Source organism: Streptomyces sp. 1114.5 (genome assembly GCF_003635085.1).
Taxonomy (GTDB): Bacteria; Actinomycetota; Actinomycetes; order Streptomycetales; family Streptomycetaceae; genus Kitasatospora.
On record NZ_RBXE01000002.1, the window covers coordinates 1,807,529 to 1,827,954 of the forward strand.

The following is a 20,426-nucleotide window of genomic DNA, read 5'->3' on the forward strand; positions in this document are numbered from 1 at the left end:
CGGAACTGTCAACGGGGAGGGGGACGACTTCTGCGGCAACTGCGGCGCCTACCTGGGCTGGTCGCGCAGCGCCCCTGCCACGGCGGCGGCGCCACCCGCCGTGCCCGCGCCCGCCACGGAACCCGTGCCCGAACCCGCGCCCGCGCCGCCTGCACCCGCGCCGCCTGCGCCTGCACCCGCGCCGCCTGCGCCTGCACCCGCGCCGCCTGCGCCTGCACCCGCCGAATCCACCCGGCGGACCGCGTCACGCCGGACGGCACGCGGCAGGACGGAGCAACCGCCCGTCCCGCCGGCGGCGCCGGTCCCGCCCGCCGCGGAGAGCGAGCCGTCGACCAGCTCCCGGGTACGGCCGGCTCCCGCTCAGGATCCGGATCCCGTACCGACGACGCCGGCAGCGACACCGAAAGCGGCACGGACGCCGGAGCCGACGCCGGAGCCCCAGCCGCAGGCCGACCCGGTGGCCGTGCAGCCCGCCAAGCCCGTCGCCCCCCGCCCCGTCGTCCGGCAGTCCGCCGCCGACGAGACCCCGGACGGCCCGCCCTGCCCCCGCTGCGGCACCCCCAACCTGCCCGACCGCCGTTTCTGCCGCCGCTGCGCGGCACCGTTGACCGTCACCGCGACGCCGCCCGAGCTGCCCTGGTGGCGCACCCGTTGGCCGTTCCGGCGCCGGGTGCGGATCGGCGGCTCGGGCAACGCGCTGCGCCGCACCATCGCGCTGGTCGCGTTGGCCGCCGTCGTGGTGGCGGGGATCGTGCTGTACCCGGCGGGCAAGGACGCCTTCCAGGACGTGCTGGACAAGCTCGGCAGCACCGCGCCGATCACCCCCGCCTCGACCTCGGCGAGCGCCGCCGTCGAGGGCCACCCGGCGACCGCGGCCGACGACGGCCTGACCAACACCTACTGGGGGGCGCCCGCGGTCGGGGACTCCGTCACCTTCGCCTTCCGCACGCCGTTCCGGCTGGTGGACCTGATCATCCACACCGGCGGCTCCGCGGACCCGCAGCAGTTCCGCCAGCAGGCCCGTCCGCTCGTGCTGTCCCTGGAGGTCACGGACGCCGACGGCGGGCAGCACCAGAAGCGGATCACGCTCAACGACCAGCCGGGCCCGCAGACCGTGGCGACCGGTCTCAGCGACGTCGTCCAGGTGAAGCTCACCGTCCGCGAGGCCGCCGGGACCGGCCCCGACCGGGCCATCGCCCTGGCCGAGGTGGAGTTCTTCAAGCGCACGTGAGAGCAGCGCGCCTGAGCCCCGAGGACGGAAACCGGAACCGCCCGGGCTCCCCCCGCAGCACCTGCCTGCGAGGGGAGCCCGAGCGGTCACCCGAGCGCGGTCAGTGCCCGCCGTGGATCAGCTCGACGGAGAAGCCCTGGTCGGTGGGCTGGTCCGCGGTCTTGACCCGGGTCACGCCGGTCGCGGCGTCGTAGTACCAGCCCGCCGCCGCCGAGTCGAGCGCGGCGGCCGAGGCGATCCGGGGCAGCGGGCCGCCCCGGGTGACCACCTGGCGCGGGGCGGGCTGGCCGTGCACCGTGAAGCGGTACGCCCGGGAGGCCGGCTTCCCGGCGTAACTGCCCACGCTGGCACCGACCTTGACCACGGTGACCGGCCCGGCGGCGTGGACGTCCACCTGCTGGGTGGCGGAGGAGCCGGCGGTGAACTGCCGGGTGACCCCGTCGTCCTCGTACAGGGTGTAGGAGGAGTCCCCCTGGGCCTGCGGGTAGAGGTCGTAGTCGAGTTCGCCGCGGTTCCTGGTCTGCCAGGACAGTGTGCCCTCGGGCCACATCGGCACGATCGCACCACCCCTGACGAACAGCGGCAGGGTGTCGAGCGGCGCGGAGTAGCCGTCGATCGTGGTCGGGCCCTGGTAGGTGCGTCCGGTCCAGTAGTCGGTCCAGGTGCCCTCCGGCAGGTGGATGCCGTTGCGCACCGAGGTGTCGGAGTAGACCGGCGCGACCAGGAAGTCCGGCCCGGCCAGGAACTCGTACGTGGCGTTCGGCCCGAGGGCGCCCGGGTCGTTCGGGTACTCCAGGGCGAGCGGGCGCACGGCGCCGATGCCGGTCTTGGTGGCCTCGGCGGACAGGGTGTACATGTACGGCAGCAGTCGTTCCTTCAGCTGCAGGTACTTGCGGTTGATCGAGGTGTAGGGCTCGCCGTCCAGCCACGGCTGCTGGTCGCGCTGCTCCTTGCCGGACATGTCGCGGGCCCAGCCGTCCATCGTCATGATGGCCGGGAGGAAGGCCTTCCACTGCAGGTCGCGGGTGTACATCTTCGGGTCGCGGCGGAAGATGGAGCCGACGTCCCCGGTGTTGTAGGCGATGCCGGACATGGTGGCGCCGGCGTAGGTGGGGATCTGCCAGCGGATGTAGTCCCAGGACAGGCTCTGGTCGCCGCTCCACAGCACGCCGCAGCGCTGGGCACCGGCCCAGGAGACGGGCAGCCAGACGAACCCGCGGGCGTCGCTGTTGTCCTCGATGCCGGCCTTGGCCTGGTCGCAGGCGTTCAGCGCGAAGTCGTAGCCGTTGCCGACCCAGGCCACGTCGAGCTTGCGCACCCGGACCCCGGCCTTGACCTCCTCGGCCTGGTTGGGCAGCCCGTTCTGCGTCCAGAGGCCGAGCTGGGCGTGGTCCTTCCGCAGGCCCTCGCCGGTCTGCGGCAGGTTCTCGTAGCCGCAGCCGTAGCCGTCGTTGACCAGCATCCAGCCGAGCGGCATCCCGTTCTGCACGTAGCCGTCGGCGATCTTCACGGCGTCGGTGGTGTGGCGCTCGCCGCGGTTGGCGTTGTGCAGGTAGCAGTCGGAGTCGCCGGGCTCCAGGCCGTAGACCGGCGGCATGAAGGGCTTGCCGACCAGGGCGGTGTACTGCCCGATCACCGACTTCACGTCACCGGTGAAGTAGTAGGCGTCCAGGCGCCGTTCCTGCTGCCCGGTGCGGACCGGCGAGCCGAAGTCGTAGATCCCCGGGGCGAAGGTGTTGCGGAAGACGCCGTAGCCGGCGCTGGAGACGTAGAAGGGCTGGGAGTTGTTGTAGCCGCCCTCGTTCCAGTCGAAGCTGTTGGAGACGTGCACGGTCCGGTCGCGGTGCGAGAAGCTGCCGTTCTGCTCGCCGCCGCCGAAGAACTGCTCGTCGGCGCCGCGCACCAGGCTCTGCCGCAGGCCGCCGGTGCTCCAGCGCAGCGGCGCGTCCTCCTGCCAGATCACGGTGCTGTTGTCGGCCTTGTACAGGGCGAACCGCAGCGGGTGCTTGTAGACCCGCAGCACCACGTCCTGGGAGCGGATGCCGTGGTAGTCGCCGGCGTCGAAGGTGCTGGTGTCGCGCTGGAGTTCGGGCTGCTCGCGGATGATGGTGCGGCCGGCCGGGTCGGTGAACACGCCGTCCGGGGCGGCGCGCAGCCGCAGCCGGTCGTCGGCGAGGAAGTCGACCTTGGCCTTCAGCGGGCCGGCGGAGATGTCGTAGCTGCCCTGGGAGCCGGAGAAGGCGGTCAGGTCGCCCGCGTCGGTGGTCTTCGGCAGGTAGGCGCGGCCGGTGAAGGAACCGCCGTGGACGTCGTACGGGACGACCAGGACGTGGTAGGTGCCGGAGGCCTTCGGGATGACGGTCGCCTCGGGGTCGGCGGTGCCCGCGCTCTCGGCGACCTCCTTGCCGGTGGCGTCGTAGACGTAGAGGTCGAAGTCGTCGGTGGGGTTCTGCCACTGGATGGAGAGCGGGATGCCGCCCTCCGGGTTGTCGTCCCAGTAGCCGGCCGGCACGTCGACGGTCAGGTCGAAGCGGCTGCAGACGGCGCCGTCCGGGTCCTGCGCGGCGCTCGGGCAGCTGGTGGCGCCGCCGAGCGTCCCCTTGGCGTAGCCGGGGCTCTGCCAGCTGACGCTCTGGTGGCCCTGGTCGAGGACGGCGGAGGGGGTGCCCGCGGCCCGGGCCGGCAGGGTGGGGCCGGCCAGGGCGGCGAGGCTGGCCAGGGCCGCGGTGAGGGCGGCCCGGCGGAGGCGGGCTCGGGAGCGGGCTCGGGGTCGGGGTCGGTGTAAGCGCACGGGGATGCTCCTGTCGGTGGTCGACGAGGTGGGCGGTTCGGGGCGGCGGCGGTCCAGGGCGCGGCCGGTTCGGGGGTGTGCTCGCGGCGCGGGCGGCTACTTGAGCGATCCGGCGGTCAGTCCGGAGACGACGTGCCGCTCGATCAGGGCGAACAGCACCACGACCGGCACGATCGCGACGACCGATCCGGCGAACAGGTAGTTCCACTCCACGGTGTAGTTGCCGATGAAGCTGTTGATGCCGACGGTGAGCGGCTGGCTCCGTGGGTCCGTCGACAGGGTCAGGCCCATCACGAACTCGTTCCAGGCGGAGATGAAGGTGAAGATCACCGCCGTCACCACCCCGGGCATCGCCAGCGGCAGGACGACCCGGCGCAGCACCCCGAGCCGGCCGAGGCCGTCGAGCATCGCCGCCTCCTCCAGTTCCACGGGGATGGAGGAGATGTAGGCGGTGAGGATCCAGATCGCGAAGGCCAGGTTGAAGGCGGCGTTGCAGAGGATCAGCGTCCAGACCGAGTTGAGCATGTCGAGCTGGTAGAACTCGCGGTAGAGGCCCACCAGCAGCGAGGTCGGCTGGAACATCTGGGTGACCAGGACGAGCAGCAGGAAGAGCCGGCGGCCCCGGAACCTGGTGCGGGCCGTGCAGTAGGCGGCCGGCAGGGCGACCAGGAGCGCCAGTACCGTGGACCCGCCGGCGACCAGCAGGGTGACCTTCAGGTTGCCGCCGAGGGTGGACTCGCGCCAGACGTCGACGAAGGCGGACCAGGCGAAGTGCCGCGGCAGGTAGCCCGCGTCGCGCAGTTCGTCCGCCGGGCGCAGTGCGGTGACGACCATCTCCAGGTACGGGAGCAGGAAGACCGCCGCCAGCAGCCAGGCCGCCCCCGCGAGGGCCAGGGTGCGCGGGGCGATCCGGCGCCGTCCGGGGCGGGCCGGCACGGCGGCCGGGCGTGAGAGCTGATGGGTCGTCAACTCTCCTCCCCGGACCAGCGGCTGACCTTGAGGAAGCCCAGGACCATCAGTACCACCAGGGCGAAGTTGACCACCGACATCGCCGCGGACTCGCCGATGTCGGTGCTCTTCAGCTGGTACATGAACACCGTGGTGGTGGCCGTGTCGCTGCCCGGGCCGCCCCGGGTCATGCCCCAGATCACGGGGAAGGAGTTGAAGACGTTGATCAGGTTGATCACGACGGCGACCAGGAAGGCCGGGCGGAGCAGCGGCAGGGTGATCCGGCGGTAGGCCTGCCACCGCGAGGCGCCGTCCACCCTGGCCGCCTCGTACAGCTCGGCGGGGACGGTCTGGAGGCCGGCCAGCAGGGTGTAGGTGGTGAACGGCAGGGAGACGAAGACGGCGACGGCCACCATCCAGGGCCAGGCCGTGGCGGGGTCGCCGAGCCAGTCCCGGGGGCCGTCGATCAGGCCGAGGTCGGTCATGGCGGTGTTGAGCACGCCGGCGGTGCGGTCGAGCATCCAGCGGAAGCCGATGGCGGTCATCAGGACGGAGGCGGCCCAGGGCGCGAGCAGGGCCCAGCGGGCGAACCGCCGGCCGGGGAAGCGCTGGTCGAACAGCTGGGCCAGGCCGAGCGAGACCAGCATGGTCAGGCCGACGACGGCGACGGTCCAGGCCACCGTGGCGGTCAGGACGTGGCCGAGGTCGGCCTCGCCGAAGAGCTTGCGGTACTTGTCCAGCCCGGCGGAGCCGCGGACGAAGCCGCTGGTGCTGATCCGCAGGAACGAGGTGCGGAGCATCTCGTAGACCGGCCACAGCACGACGGCGAGGATCAGCAGGACGGCCGGGGCGATCCACGGCAGCGGCCCGAGCCTGCCTGTCCGGGCGCCCGCGGGGGCCGCCCGGCGGCGCGGGGCCGCGGGCGGTGCGGGGGAGCCGTCGGCGTGGGTGCCGAGGGCCGTGGGGGTACTGAGGGTCACGGGGGTGCCTTTCGCGGGGCGGCCGTGCGGGCGGGTCACTTGTTCGCGACGGCGTCCTGGGCCTTCTTCTGCAGGTCGGCGAGCACCTTGGCCGGGTCGCCCGAGACGGCAGTGCCGATGCCCTTCTTGAGCTCGGCCGAGACCACGTCCCAGGTGGTGTCGCCGAGCGGGTAGAAGACGGCGTTCGGCAGGACGGCGAAGAAGGGTTCGAGGTCCTTGTGGTTCCCGCCGGCCGTCAGCGCGCTGAGCGTGTCCTGGGTGACGGGCAGCAGGTTGTAGGTCTCGTCGAACTTCAGCATGTTGTCCTTGGCGTACGCGAAGTCGAGGAACTTCCTGACCTGGTCGCGGTGGCCGTTCTTCTTGAAGGCCATCATCCAGTCCGCGACGCCGAGGGTGGAGCCGAGCGGGCCCGCCTTGCCGGGGATGGGCGCGACGCCGTAGTCGACCTTGCCCTCCTTCGCCATCCGGATCAGCGACGGGTGGCCGTCGAGCATGGCGGCCTTGCCGGCCGCGAAGTCCGCGAAGGCGGTCTTGCGGTCGGTGGTGGCGGGGTTGGCGTAGGTCAGGCCGGGGTCGACCAGGTTGGTCCTGAGCCAGCGGAAGGTGTCGATGTCGGCCTGGCTGTCCAGGGCGTACGAGCCGTCCTTGGCGGTGGGGCCGCCGCCGTTGCCGAGCTCCCAGATCATGCTCTCGCCCTGGGCCTCCTCGGGGCCGAGCGGCAGCGCGTACGGGGTGACGCCGGGGACCTTGGCCTTGACCTGTTCGGCGGCCTGGCGCAACTCCTCCCAGGTGGTGGGGGGTTGGGCGACGCCGGCCTGCTGGAGGAGCGCCTTGTTGTAGAACAGGAGCCGGGCGGAGGAGACGAACGGGATGCCGTACTGCACGCCCTTGACCTGGCCGGCCCTGGCGAAGCTGTCGATCAGGTTGCCCCGGGTGGCGGGGGAGAGCACGTCCTCCGCCGTGTAGAGGAGGTCGTCGGCGACCTTGTCGGCGTAGCCGCCGGTCTGCAGGACGTCCGGCACGTTGCCGCTCTGGATCATCGTCTTGACCTGCTGGTCGATGTCGTTCCAGTTGACCACCTGGACGTCGACCCTGATGTCGGGGTTGGCTGCCGTGAACGCGGTGGCGACGCCGTTCCAGTAGGCCTTGGAGCTGTTGGACTCCTTGTCCCCGTAGTCGGCGGCGACGAGTTTGAGCGTCACCTTGCCGTCGGCGTCGGTTCCGCCGCCGCTACTGCCGCTGCTGCCGCAGGAGGTGAGGGTGAGGGCGCCGAGGGCACACACCGTGAGGAGGGCCGGTATCCGTTTGTCCACCGCAGGGACCGCCTTCGTTCGTGCTTGATCTGGTGATCGCAGATGCTTGAAGTGAGCTGGTTTTGCGCAGGTTTGAAAGAGCTTGCTGCGTCCGAGGGGCCATGTCAACGGCGGAACGGCAGAAAAGCCCGCCCGGAGCCACGGAAAAGCCCGGCCGGGGAGGCCCCGGCCGGGCGTCGTGGGTGGTGCGCGGGAGTCAGACCCGCTGGACCCGCACCCCGCAGGCGGCGAAGGCCTCCTCCTCGGCCGCATCGGCCTCGGTGTCGGTGACCAGGTCGTCCACCTCGGTGAGCGGGCAGATCCGGGCGAAGGTGACCCGGCCGATCTTGCTGCTGTCGGCCAGGACCACCGAGCGCGCGCTGCTGCGCAGGAACGCGCGGTCGGTCTGCGCCTCCATCTCGTCGTGGGTGGTGCAGCCCTCCTGCGGGGTCAGGCCGTCCACGCCGATGAAGGCGAGGTCGAGGTGGTACTGGGCGAGCATCCGGTCCGCGGCGGGGCCCACCAGTTCGTAGCTGGTGGTCCGGGCGATGCCGCCGACCACCACCAGGCGGACGTCCGGGCGCACGATCAGGTCGGCCGCGATGTTGACGGCGTTGGTCACGATGGTGATCCCGCCGCGCTCGGCCAGCACGCGGGCCAGCTCGCTCGTCGTCGAGCCGCCGGTCAGCCCCACCACCGCGCCGTCCGGCACCAGCCGGTCCGCCGCGAGCGCGATCCGGCGCTTCTCCGCCTGCCGGGTGCCGTGCTTGTGGCGCAGCGGCAGTTCGAGGTTGACGGCGCCGGTGACCGCCCCGCCGCGGGTGCGGTGCAGCAGGCCCTGGTCGTGGAGCTCCTGGAGGTCCCGGCGGACGGTGGCCGAGGAGACCCGCAGGAGTTCGGCCAGCTCGTGCACGTCGGCGCTGCCCGCCTCGGTGAGGTGCGCGAGGATCCTGGAGGTGCGGTCAGCTTTGAGCATGTCGGAAGTGTAGTGCGCCGCCGCACGGGGAGGACTCCGCGCAGAACTGCGCACGCTGCCCGCCGACCGGCCCGGTGTCGGCCGCCGGCCCGATGTCGACGGCGGGCCCGGTGCTGTCCCGGACGACGAGCTCCGGGCGCAGCAGCTGGAGCGAGTTGGCCGGGGCGCCCGACCGGCGGAGGGCGCGCAGCAGCAGTTCGACCGCCTCCCGGGCCATCTCCCGCTTGGGGATGGCGACGCTGGTGAGGGCGGGCCGGGCGAGCCCGATCTCCGGGCTGTCGTCGTGGCCGACGATCGACAGGTCGTGCGGGACGCAGCGGCCGGCGGCGCGGGCGGCCTCCAGGGCGCCGAGGGCGAGGACGTCGTGAGTGGCGAAGAGCGCGGTGATCCCCGGGTCGGCGGCCAGCGCGGCGCTCGCCGCCGCGTACCCGCCCGCCGGGGTGGGTTCGGGCGCGAGGTGGACGGCCGTGTCGGGGACGGTGAGGCCGTCGGCGGCGAAGGCGCGGCGGAAGCCCGCGACCCGCGGGGCGTGGTCGGGGCTGGCGAGGACGGCGACGCGCTCGTGCCCGAGCTCGCGCAGGTGGCGTCCGGCCAGCTGCCCGGCGCGCTCGTAGTCGATGGTGACCACCGGGAAGCGGTCGGGGGTGTCGGTCTCCCAGGCGCACAGGGCGACCGGGAAGGAGGCCTCGGCGAGCGGCGGCAGGTGGTCGATCAGGTCCCGGTCGCCGGCGATCAGCAGCGCGTCCACCGAGCGGCTGGTCAGGCCCGCCAGGTGCCGCGCGGCGCGCTCGCCGTCGAGGCGGGTGGTGCACAGCAGCAGGTGGTAGCCGTTCTCGTCGAGGACGTCCTCGACCTCCTCGACGATCGAGGCGTAGAAGGGCGCCGTCACGGTCGGGACGAACAGGCCCACCGTCCTGGTGGCGCCGGTGGCCAGCGAACGCGCGACCAAGTTGGGCGTGTAGCCCAGCTCCTCGACCGCGGCGCGCACCCGCGCGGCGGTCGCCGAACTCACGGCTCCCCGGCCCCTGATGACGTTGGAGACGGTCTGCTTGGTGACCCCGGCGCGCTCGGCCACGTCCTGCATCGTCACCATGGGGGTCCTTCGGAATTGACCGGTCAACTTGGTTCCCGTGCAACCTAGGACACCGCTGCGGGGCCGTCAAGCAGCGGGATCTCAGCGCGCTTCGAGGGTTTCTGCCAGCTCTCTTGATTTACCGGTCAACCCGACCGTATCTTCCGCATGGCCGACGGCCGGAACCGCCGTCCCCCGGCCGCGTCTCCGTTCCGCACCCCCACCCCCACAGGGAAGAGGAGAACAAGTGCCAGCCCATCGACGCCGATTGCTCGCAGCCCTCACCGCCGCCGCCCTGGCCGCCTTCGGCACCGGTGCCCTCACCGCCGCCCCGGCCGCCGCTCGCCCGGCTGCGCCGCCGCCCGCACCCCCGACCGCCGCCACGTACACCGTCACGGTCGGGAAGACCGGCTCGTACCCGTACCCGGACGACACCCCGGCCGCCGTCTACACGGACAAGGACGGCACCTTCTACTTCCAGCAGTCGCACTCCCTCTACGGCGCGAACGACTCCCGGCAGTGGGACTTCTACACCGGCCGCGACTTCGACCACGCCACCAGGTCCGCCACGATCAGCGACGCCGTCAACCCCGCCGACCCCACCGACCGCAACGACGACACCACCGCACGCTGCAACAACAGCCCCACCGGCCGGCAGTCCAGCTACGCACCGACCGGCTCGGGCTACGCCCAGCGCAACTACTGCGACCTGTCGGGCGTCTGGGTCGACCCGGACACCGGCGACTGGTACGGCCTGGTGCACAACGAGTTCACCCCGCAGCCCTTCGGCGACGGCCTGCACTACGACGCCATCGACTACGCCGTCTCCACCGACCAGGGCCGGACCTGGACCATCCGGGACCACGCCATCACCTCGCCGTACAGCACCACCCGCGGCGACACCGCCGCCTTCCCCGCCCAGACCTACTCCTACGGCGACGGCGACCAGCGCCTGTTCACGGACACCGCCTCCGGCTACTTCTACGTCTTCTACGGCTCGCGGATCGTCGACAAGGGCGGCAGCTGGGGCGCCTTCCAGCAGCACGTCGCCCGGGCCCCGATCGCCGCCAAGATGGCGCCCGGAAGCTGGCAGAAGTGGTACGACGGCGCCTGGTCGCAGCCCGGCGCGGGCGGCCGGGAGAGCGACCTGGTGCCCGCCGACTCCGCGAACCCGACCGGCTACCTGCCGCCCGCCAAGGAGTACGACCCGGCCAACCCCGGCACCGTCAAGCAGCAGATCGCCGCCGGGACGCTCGCCCCCAGCACACCGCTGTTCGTCATGAACATCGCCTACGACGCCTACCTGGGCCTCTACCTCGGCACGCCGCAGGCCGTCGACCAGAGCGGCAACGCCCCGCAGCAGATCTACGCCACCGCCGACCTGTCCACCCAGCAGTGGACCCTGCTCGGCGACACCGGCGGCTACCACACCGCCTCCTGGTACCGCTGGTTCCTGGACAGCGCCACCCTGACCGGCTCCACCATCGTCGGCAAGACCTTCCGGTCGTACTGCGCCTTCGCCTGCTCCGGCTCGGACGGCCAGTACGCCGAGCTCACCGTCGGCTCCAGCCGGCCGGCCCCCGCGCCCTTCGACCCGACCAGGACGTACCGGATCGCCAACGGCGACGGCCGGGTGCTGGCCCAGCGCAGCGGCAGCCCGGCGACCACCTCGCTGCCCGGCGCCACCGGCTCCGCCCTGGAGTCCTGGTCCTTCGTCGGCAACGGCGACGGCTCCTACCGGATCGTCAACGCCGCGACCGGCGGCGCCCTCGGGGTGGACACCTCGGCCGACACCGGCCGCGCCGGCCGCGCCTGGGGCGCCGCCCCGACCGTCGGCGGCGGCAACGGCGCCGGGCAGCAGTGGTTCCCGGTGCCCGCCGGCAGCGGCTTCCGCCTGGTCAACCGCTACAGCGGCCTGGTGCTCGGCCTGACCGCCGCCGGCAGCCCGGCCGAGACCACGCCCGCCCGGTACTGGACGGACACCACCGGCTCGGCCGTCGGCGGCGGACGCACCGCCGCCCGGCAGACCCTCACGCTCACCCCGACCGGCACGGCCACCGAGACGGTCGTGTTCGCCGGCCCCGGCGACCAGTCAAGCACCGTCGGGCGGGCCGCATCGGTGCAGCTCAGCGCGACCGACAGCGCCGGCAAGCCGCTGACCTTCACGGCGACCGGCCTGCCCGCCGGGCTCACCGTCAGCCCCGCCGGCCTGATCTCCGGCACCCCGACCGGCCCCGGCGTCTCCAAGGTCACCGTCACCGCCACCTCCGGCACCGCCCGCGCCTCCACCACGTTCACCTGGAGCGTCACCCCGGCCCTCACCGGCACCCACACGCTCACCACCGGCGGCCGGGCGCTCGACGACGCCGACAACAGCACCACCGCCGGGAACCGGCTCATCACCTGGCCGCTGTCCGGTGACAGCAACCAGCTCTGGCAGTTCCGCGCGCAGCCCGACGGCTCGTACGAGCTGGTGAACGGCCGGTCGGCGATGTGCGCCGACGTCAGCGGCGGCTCGGGCGCGGCCGGGGCCGCGGTGATCCAGTGGCCGTGCACCGGCCGCGCCAACCAGCACTGGACCGTCCGGCTGCTGGCCGACGGCCGCTACGCCCTCGCCTCCGTCGGCAGTGGGCTGCTGCTCACCGCCGACTCGGCGGCCGACGGCACCCCGGTGGCCCAGCAGCCGGACACCGGCTCACCGCTGCAGCGGTGGTCGATCGGCTGACCCGGGCCCGCCCGGGCGGACTGCGCTGACGCCGGACGTGGCGTCAGCGCAGTCCGTTGCCGGGCGCCCGTCCGTTGTCGGCCGCCCGTCCGCCGGTGGCTGTCAGTGGCCCCGGACGTGGTCGAAGCGCTCGCCGCCGAGCACCCAGCGGCCGTGGCGCATGACGGCGACCAGGTCGTAGCCGGTGGAGTCGAGCACGACGAGGTCGGCGAGTTTGCCGGTCTCCAGGGAGCCGACGGTGTCGGCGAGGCCGAGCAGGCGCGCGGGGGTGGCGGAGAGCGACTCGACGGCCTGGGGGAGGGTCAGCTTCCCGAGGGTGACCGCTCTTCGGAAGACCCGGTCGAGGGTGAGGGTCGAGCCCGCGATGGAGCTGCCGTCCGGGAGCATCGCCACGCCGTCCTTGACCTGGACTTGGAGGGGGCCGAGGGGGTAGAGGCCGTCGCCCATGCCGGCGGCGCCCATGGCGTCGGTGATGAGGGCGACGCGGGTGGGGCCGGCGGTGTTGTAGGCGAGGTCGAGGACGGAGGGGTGGAGGTGGATGCCGTCGTTGATGAGTTCGACGGTGACGCGTTCGTCTTCGAGGAGGGCGACGATGGGGCCGGGGGCGCGGTGGGCGATGCCGGGCATGGCGTTGAAGAGGTGGGTGGCGACGGTGGCGCCGGCGTCGATGGCCTGGAGGGTGGTGGTGTAGTCGGAGTCGGTGTGGCCGACGGCGGCGATGATGCCGAGGTCGGTGAGCATGCGGACGGAGTCGAGGCCGCCGGGGAGTTCGGGGGCGAGGGTGACCATTTTGGCGTGGCCGCGGGCGGCGTCGAGGAGTTTGCGGACGAGGGCGGGGTCGGGGTCGCGCAGCAGGTCGGGGCGGTGGGCGCCGCAGCGGTTGTGGGAGATGAAGGGGCCCTCGAAGTGGATGCCGGCGAGGGTGCCGTCCTCGACGAGTTCGGAGAGGACGGCGGCTTGGCGGGCGATGTCGTCGATCTCGCCGGTGACGGTGGAGGCGATGGTGGTGGTGGTGCCGTGGTGGAGGTGGGTGCGGGCGGCGTGGAGGGCTTCTTCGGCGAGGCCGGAGGCGTAGGAGGCGCCGCCGCCGCCGTGGACGTGGAGGTCGACGAAGCCGGGGACGACGGTGTGTCCGGTGAGGTCGAGGTCGCCGGGTTCGGTGTCGCCGCCGAGGGCCGCGATGCGGGTGCCCTCGATCGCGAGCCGGTCGCCCTCGACGACGCCGCCGGGCAGGACCAGGCGGGCGCCGGCCAGGGCGAAGCGGTGCGCAGTGGGTTCCACGGTGACCCTCCTGTTCAAAATTGATCGACTAGCCTATCTTTTGCTCAGATCCAATCATCCCATTGCAGCTTTGCGCAGGAGGATTGATGAGCCACGCCACCAGTCACGTCACCGCCGAGATCGCCAGCCAGCCCGAATGCTGGTCCCGTGCCCGGGAGTTGAAGCCCGAAGGCCTCCCCGAACCGGGGGAGCGGGTCGCCGTCCTGGGCTGCGGCACCTCGCTCTACATCGCGCAGGCCTACGCCTCCCTGCGCGAGGAGGCCGGCCACGGCGAGACCGACGCCTTCGCCGCGTCCGCCTTCCCCGACACCCGCCGCTACGACCGGGTGCTCGCGATCACCCGCTCCGGAACCACCACCGAGGTCCTCGCCGCCCTCACCCGCACCCGCGCCGCCCGCAGCGACGCCCGGGCCGCGACGACCGCGATCACCGGCGACCTCGCCACCCCCGTCACCTCCGCGGCCGACACCGTCGTGGACCTCTCCTTCGCCGACGAGAAGTCCGTCGTGCAGACCCGCTTCGCCACCACCACCCTGGCCCTGCTACGCCACCACCTCGGCCTGAGCCCCGCCGAACTGCCCGCCCAGGCCCGCACCGCCGTCCTCGCCGAACTCCCCGAAGCCGCCCTGGCAGCAGAACAGTTCACCTTCCTCGGCACCGGCTGGACGGTCGGCCTGGCACACGAGGCAGCCCTCAAGCTCCGTGAGGCCGCCGGAAGGTGGACCGAGTCCTACCCGGCGATGGAATACCGCCACGGCCCGATCAGCATCAGCGCCCCCGGCCGCGTCGTCTGGTTCTTCGGGCCCCCGCCCACCGGCCTGCCCGAGCAGATCCGCGCCACCGGCGCCACCATCGTCACCTCCGACCTCGACCCGCAGGCCGACCTCGTCCGCGCCCAGCGCCTCGCGGTCGCCCTCGCCGAGCGGTGCGGCCTGGACCCGGACCAGCCGCGCAACCTGACCCGCTCGATCATCCTCGACCAGCCGTGACCGTCCTCGCCCTGGACATCGGCGGCACCGAACTCAAGGGCGCCGTCGTCGCGGCGGACGGCACGGTCGTCCGGACCGTGCGCCGGCCCACCCGGCCTGTGCGGCCCGCCCGGCCCGCTCGGCCGACCTGCGGCGCGGGGACTGCCCTCGACGCCGCGCTCGACTGCGCCACCGAACTCGCCGAGCTCGCCCGGCGCGCCGGGCTCCGGCCCCGGGCCGCCGGCGTCGCCGCACCCGGCCTCGTGGACGAGGCCGCCGGCACGGTGGTCAGAGCGGTCAACCTGGACTGGCACGACGTCCCGATCCGCGACCGACTGGCGGAACACCTCGGCCTCCCGATCGCCTTCGGCCACGACGTCCGGGCTGGCGGCCTCGCCGAGGCCCGCCTCGGCGCCGGCCGGGGCAGCCACTCCTTCGTCTTCGTCCCCGTCGGCACGGGCATCGCGGCGGCCGTCCTGACCGGCGGCCGCGCCATGACCGGAGCGCGCGGGATCGCGGGCGAACTCGGCCACCTCGTGGTGCGGCCCGGCGGCGAACGCTGCGCCTGCGGCGGGCGGGGATGCCTGGAGACCGTCGCCTCGGCCGCCGCGATCGCCCGCCGCCACGCCCGGCTCACCGGTATGACGACGAGCGGCGCCGAGGACGTCCACCGGCGTGCGGTCGACGGAGAGGCCCAGGCCGGGCAGGTCTGGGCCGAGGCGGTCGAGGCACTTGCCGACGGCCTGGCCGCCACCGTCGCCCTGCTCGACCCGGAGCGGATCGTGATCGGGGGCGGTCTCGCCCGGGCCGGGGACCACCTCCTCGCTCCCCTTGCCGCAGCGCTCACCGAGCGGCTGGCCTTCCGGACCGCGCCCCGGCTGGTCGCCGCCGAGCTCGGCCGCCGCGCGGGCTGCCTGGGCGCGGCCCTGCTCGCCCAGGACCTGCTCGTCGGGGACCCGGTGGCCGAGGGCCTACTCACCGAGGACCCGCTGGCCGAGGACCCGCCGGCCGAGGGCCTGCTCGCGACCGGCCGCGCTGCTGAGGCACTGCCACCCGGAGGCGCGCCGTGATCCTCACCGTCACCCTCAACGCCGCCGTCGACGTGACCTACCGGCTCGACCGGGTGGCCCGCCACGGCAGCAACCGGATCGAGACCGTCACCGAACGGGCCGGCGGCAAGGGCGTCAACGTGGCGCGGGTGCTTGCCGCGCTCGGCCATGACACCGCCGTCACCGGCCTGGCCGGCGGCGTCACCGGGCAGGCCCTGCGCGCCGAGCTCGCGGCCGCCGGGCTGCGGGACGAACTCGTCCCGATCGGCGGCACCACCAGGCGCACCGTCGCCGTGGTCGAGGACGTCACCGGCGACGCCACCGTCTACCTGGAGCCCGGCCCCACCGTCACCACCGAGGAGTGGTCCGACTTCACCGTCCGGTACCGCCGCCTGCTACGCACCGCCCGGGCGGTCGTGCTGTCGGGCTCGCTTCCCCTCGGCGTGCCCCCGGACGCGTACGGCCGGCTGGTGGCCCTCGCCACCGAGGCAGGCGTACCCGCGGTCCTCGACGCGGAGGGGCCCGCCCTGCTCGCCGGCCTGGGCGCGGGCCCGGCATTGGTCAAGCCCAACGCGGCCGAACTCGCCGCGGCGGCAGGCCCGGTGGCCCCGCTCACCGGCGCCCGGATGCTGCGTACGGCCGGTGCCCGCGCGGTCGTGGTCTCCCTCGGTCCCGGCGGGCTGCTCGCCAGCACCCCGGAGGGGGACTGGCGGGCCCGGCCGCCCGAGGCGGCGCGCGGCAATCCGACCGGTGCCGGTGACTCCGCCGTGGCCGCCCTCACCGCCGGTCTGGTGGCCGGCACCCCGTGGCCGGAGCGGCTGGCCGAAGCGGTCGCCCTGTCCGCGGCGACCGTGCTCGCGCCGCTCGCCGGGAGCTTCGACCCGGCCGCCCACCGGCGCTTGCGGCCGCTCGTCCGGGTCGAGCCCGTCCACCCGTCCTCCTCCACGTCCACCTCCTGCGGCCCTCAAGGAGAACCGTGCCCCTCGTAGCCACCGGCTCGATCGTCGAGCCCGCAGTCCGGGACCGCCGCGGTGTCGGCGCCTTCAACGTCATCCAGCTGGAGCACGCCGAGGCGATCGTCGCCGGGGCCGAACGGGCCGGGGCGCCGGTGATCCTGCAGATCAGCGAGAACGCCGTGCGCTACCACGGCGCGCTCACTCCGATCGGCCGGGCCGCGCTCGCCGTGGCCCGGGACGCGAGCGTGCCCGTCGCACTGCACCTGGACCACGTGACCTCCACCGACCTCGTCCGGGAAGGGGTCGAACTCGGCTTCGGCTCCGTCATGTTCGACGCCTCCGCGCTCGACTACGAGGCGAACGTGCAGGCCACGGCGGCTGTCGTCGCGCGCTGCCACGCGGAAGGCGTCTGGGTGGAGGCCGAGCTCGGCGAGATCGGCGGCAAGGACGGCGTGCACGCCGCCGGCGCCCGTACCGATCCGGGGGAGGCGGCGGCCTTCGTGGAGAGCACCGGGGTGGACGCGCTCGCGGTGGCGGTCGGCAGTTCGCACGCCATGCTGACCCGGGACGCCGTCGTCGACCTGGACCTAATCGCCGGGATCGCCCGCGCCGTCCCGGTGCCGCTGGTGCTGCACGGCTCCTCCGGCGTCGCCGACGACAACCTGGCGGCGGCCGTCCGGCACGGCATGACCAAGATCAACATAGCCACCCACCTGAACAAGGCCTTCACCGCCGCCGTCCGCACCTGTCTGCGCGAGGACGACCACCTGGTCGACACCCGCCGCTACCTCGGCGCGGGCCGTACGGCCGTCACCGACGAGGTCGCCCGCCTGCTGGGGGTGCTCGGGTCGGCCTGATGATCCATCATCACCGTTGATCGGTCGGGAAGTTGTGGATAGCTCGTTCATCGTGCGTCAACGCACGGTTGGTGAGATAGTCATGTCCACCTCAGTTCCTCTCGGTTCTTCTCGGTTCCTCGGACAGAAGGAGCACCTTCCTTGACCACTCACCACAGGCACAGGCCCAGCAGGCGGACGGCGTCGGCGCTGATGGCGACGCTCTGCGGGATCATCGGAGCCACCGCCGCCGGCACCACCCCGGCGGCGGCAGCCGACCAGCGCCACCCGATCTACGCCATCGCCCACCGGGTCGACACCCTGGACGGCGTGGACGCCGCGATCAACCACGGCGCCAACGGCATCGAGATCGACGTGTGCGCCTGGTGGAACCCGAACGAATGGCGCGCCTACCACGACTGCTCCTCGGCCGGCGAGAACCGGCTGGGCCCCAGCTTCGACAGCATGATCGACCGGATCCTCGCCAACGCCAACGCGGGGCGCCGGCTGTCGCTGGTCTGGCTGGACATCAAGGACCCGAACTACTGCGGGGAGCAGCCGAACCGCACCTGCAGCGTCGCCGGACTGCGCGACAAGGCGCAGCGGCTGACCTCCGCCGGGATCCAGGTGCTCTACGGCTTCTACGAGTACCACGGTGGCAATACCCCGGACGTTGGCGGCCGGGGCTGGAAGAGCTTGGAGGGCAAGCTCGGCCCCCTGGAGGGCATCACCACCACCGGCAGCCGCGACAAGGTCCGCAGCGCCTTCGCCGCATCCGGCTCCGGCTTCGCGCCCGGCCACCGGGCGATGGACTACGGCGACAGCGACATCACCAAGGGCTTCGGCAACTGCACGGAGGCCGGCTACAACACCTGCACGGAACTGAAGAAAGGCGCTGCGGACCGCGACGCGGGCCAGCTCGGGGCGACGCTCTCCTGGACGACCACGTACAACGACCCGTGGTACGTCGACAAGCTGCTGGGCGACGCCCGCGTGGACGGCATCATCGCCGGCTATGGCGCCTTCACCGGAGTGCGCGAGTACGACAACAGCTGGCAGTGCGCCAACGCCGTCAACCTCGTCCGCGACTGGGTGAACCGCCACGGCTCCACCCACCGCATGGCGACCAGCGGGGACCGCCTCTTCAGGTAGGGGCAGACACAGCGGTAAGGACAGGCTCGCTCGCGAGGCCGTCTGACTCCCCGTCAGGGGCGATTTGCACGCAGCGGGCCCGTCCCCGTACAGTTCCGGAGTCGCCGCGGGAGACCGGGGCGGCAAAGCGGAAAGCAAATCCGATGAATGAGGTTCCGGAAACGGGGCGGAAATCTTCTGATAAGCTGAAAGCACGAATGAACGAAGCCCGGAGGGTCCGCTGGAAGGCGGTCCGAAGGAAGCGTCCGTTCCTTGAGAACTCAACAGCGTGCCAAAAGTCAACGCCAGATATGTTGACATCCCCGGCCTCGGTCATTCTGATCGGGGTTGGAGATTCCTTTTGAAATAACACTAGCGAGGACGCAGTGCGCGGGATCACCCTATTCCGGTGGTTGCCGTGCCGCTCAACGCGAGTGCCGCCCGATTACGGGTAGACATTCACGGAGAGTTTGATCCTGGCTCAGGACGAACGCTGGCGGCGTGCTTAACACATGCAAGTCGAACGGTGAAGCCCTTCGGGGTGGATCAGTGGCGAACGGGTGAGTAACACGTGGGCAATCTGCCCTGCACTCTGGGACAAGCCCTGGAAACGGGGTCTAATACCGGATATGACCCGGGAGCGCATGCTCTCGGGTGGAAAGCTCCGGCGGTGCAGGATGAGCCCGCGGCCTATCAGCTTGTTGGTGGGGTAATGGCCTACCAAGGCGACGACGGGTAGCCGGCCTGAGAGGGCGACCGGCCACACTGGGACTGAGACACGGCCCAGACTCCTACGGGAGGCAGCAGTGGGGAATATTGCACAATGGGCGAAAGCCTGATGCAGCGACGCCGCGTGAGGGATGACGGCCTTCGGGTTGTAAACCTCTTTCAGCAGGGAAGAAGCGCAAGTGACGGTACCTGCAGAAGAAGCACCGGCTAACTACGTGCCAGCAGCCGCGGTAATACGTAGGGTGCGAGCGTTGTCCGGAATTATTGGGCGTAAAGAGCTCGTAGGCGGCCTGTCGCGTCGGATGTGAAAGCCCGGGGCTTAACCCCGGGTCTGCATTCGATACGGGCAGGCTAGAGTGTGGTAGGGGAGATCGGAATTCCTGGTGTAGCGGTGAAATGCGCAGATATCAGGAGGAACACCGGTGGCGAAGGCGGATCTCTGGGCCATTACTGACGCTGAGGAGCGAAAGCGTGGGGAGCGAACAGGATTAGATACCCTGGTAGTCCACGCCGTAAACGTTGGGAACTAGGTGTTGGCGACATTCCACGTCGTCGGTGCCGCAGCTAACGCATTAAGTTCCCCGCCTGGGGAGTACGGCCGCAAGGCTAAAACTCAAAGGAATTGACGGGGGCCCGCACAAGCAGCGGAGCATGTGGCTTAATTCGACGCAACGCGAAGAACCTTACCAAGGCTTGACATATATCGGAAACGGCTAGAGATAGTCGCCCCCTTGTGGTCGGTATACAGGTGGTGCATGGTTGTCGTCAGCTCGTGTCGTGAGATGTTGGGTTAAGTCCCGCAACGAGCGCAACCCTTGTTCTGTGTTGCCAGCATGCCTTTCGGGGTGATGGGGACTCACAGGAGACTGCCGGGGTCAACTCGGAGGAAGGTGGGGACGACGTCAAATCATCATGCCCCTTATGTCTTGGGCTGCACACGTGCTACAATGGTCGGTACAAAGGGCTGCGATGCTGTGAGGCGGAGCGAATCCCAAAAAGCCGGCCTCAGTTCGGATTGGGGTCTGCAACTCGACCCCATGAAGTTGGAGTTGCTAGTAATCGCAGATCAGCATGCTGCGGTGAATACGTTCCCGGGCCTTGTACACACCGCCCGTCACGTCACGAAAGTCGGTAACACCCGAAGCCGGTGGCCTAACCCGTAAGGGGAGGAGCCGTCGAAGGTGGGACCAGCGATTGGGACGAAGTCGTAACAAGGTAGCCGTACCGGAAGGTGCGGCTGGATCACCTCCTTTCTAAGGAGCAAATATGCCGGTTGCAGGCGAATGTTCTGCACGGTTGCTCATGGGTGGAACGTTGACTATTCGGCACAGTTCAGACGATGTTTCCTAGTACTGCTTCGGCGTGGAAGAGATTCATGGTCTGGGTGTGTCGGGCACGTTGTTGGGTCCTGAGGGAACGGGTAACCGTTGTCTCAGTGGTTGCCGGCCTCACTTGAGGTGG

At 71.6% G+C, this 20,426-nt stretch carries 14 protein-coding genes and 1 rRNA gene; 8 read left to right on the top strand and 7 right to left on the bottom strand.

Annotated elements, in window-relative coordinates; genetic code table 11:
• Positions 1–457 precede the first annotated feature (457 nt).
• A complete protein-coding gene (locus BX285_RS38790; RefSeq protein WP_259470860.1) occupies positions 458–1,231 on the top strand; it encodes a zinc ribbon domain-containing protein in 774 nt (257 codons plus the stop codon).
• A gap of 100 nt (positions 1,232–1,331) precedes the next feature.
• On the opposite strand, the gene BX285_RS31045 is transcribed toward BX285_RS38790, so the two are convergent.
• The 6 genes from BX285_RS31045 to BX285_RS31070 form a co-directional block, all read right to left on the bottom strand.
• The gene (locus BX285_RS31045; RefSeq protein WP_259470861.1) at positions 1,332–4,022 is read right to left on the bottom strand and encodes a TIM-barrel domain-containing protein; all 2,691 of its coding nucleotides are present in this window, start codon (positions 4,020–4,022) and stop codon (positions 1,332–1,334) included.
• A gap of 96 nt (positions 4,023–4,118) precedes the next feature.
• Positions 4,119–4,991: a carbohydrate ABC transporter permease gene (locus BX285_RS31050; protein WP_121178929.1), complete on the bottom strand. Its 873-nt coding sequence runs from the start codon at positions 4,989–4,991 to the stop codon at positions 4,119–4,121.
• On the bottom strand, positions 4,988–5,950 hold the full coding sequence (locus BX285_RS31055; RefSeq protein WP_121179101.1) for a carbohydrate ABC transporter permease: 963 nt from the start codon (positions 5,948–5,950) through the stop codon (positions 4,988–4,990). The genes BX285_RS31050 and BX285_RS31055 overlap by 4 nt, the downstream gene beginning before the upstream one ends.
• Positions 5,951–5,985: 35 nt before the next feature.
• On the bottom strand, positions 5,986–7,263 hold the full coding sequence (locus BX285_RS31060; protein WP_259470862.1) for an extracellular solute-binding protein: 1,278 nt from the start codon (positions 7,261–7,263) through the stop codon (positions 5,986–5,988).
• Positions 7,264–7,459: 196 nt separating this feature from the next.
• Positions 7,460–8,218, bottom strand: a complete 759-nt coding sequence (locus tag BX285_RS31065) for a DeoR/GlpR family DNA-binding transcription regulator (protein WP_097234852.1) — start codon at positions 8,216–8,218, stop codon at positions 7,460–7,462.
• Positions 8,205–9,311, bottom strand: a complete 1,107-nt coding sequence (locus BX285_RS31070) for a LacI family DNA-binding transcriptional regulator (protein WP_121178931.1) — start codon at positions 9,309–9,311, stop codon at positions 8,205–8,207. The genes BX285_RS31065 and BX285_RS31070 overlap by 14 nt, the downstream gene beginning before the upstream one ends.
• 226 nt (positions 9,312–9,537) lie before the next feature.
• Here BX285_RS31070 and BX285_RS31075 point away from each other — a divergent pair, with 226 nt between their 5' ends.
• Complete coding sequence (locus BX285_RS31075; RefSeq protein ID WP_121178932.1) at positions 9,538–12,015, top strand: RICIN domain-containing protein; 2,478 nt, start codon at positions 9,538–9,540, stop codon at positions 12,013–12,015.
• Between the two features lie 102 nt (positions 12,016–12,117).
• Here the strand turns inward: BX285_RS31075 and nagA are convergent, their stop codons facing one another.
• Positions 12,118–13,296, bottom strand: a complete 1,179-nt coding sequence (gene nagA, locus BX285_RS31080) for an N-acetylglucosamine-6-phosphate deacetylase (RefSeq protein WP_259470863.1) — start codon at positions 13,294–13,296, stop codon at positions 12,118–12,120.
• 86 nt (positions 13,297–13,382) lie between these two features.
• Here nagA and BX285_RS31085 point away from each other — a divergent pair, with 86 nt between their 5' ends.
• The 6 genes from BX285_RS31085 to BX285_RS31110 all read left to right on the top strand — a co-directional run bounded on the left by BX285_RS31085 (position 13,383) and on the right by BX285_RS31110 (position 20,218).
• Positions 13,383–14,285 (top strand): SIS domain-containing protein, encoded by a 903-nt coding sequence (locus BX285_RS31085; protein ID WP_121178934.1) that lies wholly within the window; start codon positions 13,383–13,385, stop codon positions 14,283–14,285.
• On the top strand, positions 14,282–15,334 hold the full coding sequence (locus BX285_RS31090; RefSeq protein ID WP_121178935.1) for an ROK family protein: 1,053 nt from the start codon (positions 14,282–14,284) through the stop codon (positions 15,332–15,334). Before BX285_RS31085 ends, BX285_RS31090 begins: the two co-directional genes overlap by 4 nt.
• Positions 15,331–16,302 (top strand): 1-phosphofructokinase family hexose kinase, encoded by a 972-nt coding sequence (locus BX285_RS31095; RefSeq protein ID WP_121178936.1) that lies wholly within the window; start codon positions 15,331–15,333, stop codon positions 16,300–16,302. The genes BX285_RS31090 and BX285_RS31095 overlap by 4 nt, the downstream gene beginning before the upstream one ends.
• The gene (locus BX285_RS31100; RefSeq protein ID WP_121178937.1) at positions 16,290–17,126 is read left to right on the top strand and encodes a class II fructose-bisphosphate aldolase; all 837 of its coding nucleotides are present in this window, start codon (positions 16,290–16,292) and stop codon (positions 17,124–17,126) included. Before BX285_RS31095 ends, BX285_RS31100 begins: the two co-directional genes overlap by 13 nt.
• A gap of 141 nt (positions 17,127–17,267) precedes the next feature.
• On the top strand, positions 17,268–18,257 hold the full coding sequence (locus BX285_RS31105) for a phospholipase (protein ID WP_259470864.1): 990 nt from the start codon (positions 17,268–17,270) through the stop codon (positions 18,255–18,257).
• Positions 18,258–18,694: 437 nt separating this feature from the next.
• A 16S ribosomal RNA gene (locus BX285_RS31110) occupies positions 18,695–20,218 on the top strand.
• Positions 20,219–20,426 lie beyond the last annotated feature (208 nt).